This is a genomic window from Vibrio sp. 1078-1, from assembly GCF_033340475.1.
Genome location: NZ_JAWOWM010000478.1, coordinates 1 through 641 on the forward strand (window position 1 = coordinate 1; position 641 = coordinate 641).

The 641-nt window shown below is 47.6% G+C and carries 1 protein-coding gene; it reads left to right on the forward strand.

Annotated elements, in window-relative coordinates:
• Positions 1-641 (forward strand): MFS transporter (locus tag R7190_RS28290; protein ID WP_411978098.1); only part of this gene is annotated, 641 nt, incomplete at both ends.

Here is a 641-nt window from a genome sequence, read left to right on the forward strand (position 1 = left end):
TGTTTGCCATCGCTGGCGGATTTATTGCGGATAAGTTTTTAGGAGCTTACCGCTCTCTGTCCATCGCCTTTCTGGCGTTCGCTGCGGGTTACGTTTTGCTGGTACTTGGTGCTTCGGCGACAAACGTTCCTTTATCGATGTGTGGTATCGCTCTAGCAAGCTACGGCCGTGGTTTGATGTCGCCTTCTTACCCAAGTCTTTACAAACGCACTTTTAAATCACAAGAAGATTTCGAAAAAGGTTACCCAATCAACTATTCCGTGAACAATGTCGGCGCTTTTTTAGGCCAGTACCTGTTCCCGATGATCGTGCTGGTAATTGGCTTTAACGGCGGCTTTACCATCTCTGCCGTCATGGCAGGCGCTGCGCTTGTGATGTTATTGATGTTCAGAAAGGGCCTAACTGGTGTAGCCGCTGAACTTGACCAAAAAGCGGTAAGCTTGAAAAACTGGGTATTCTTCGCACTGATTTCCGTCGCCATGATCGCGTTGGTGTTCTTCATGTTCTCAAACATGGATATTGGTCAAAACATCGTTTATGCCATCGGTGGCGCTGCGATTCTTTACTTCGTCTCTTTAATGCTGAAAGCCAGCAAAGCCGAGTCATTGAAGATGGGCACCATCCTCATTGTGACCTTCTTG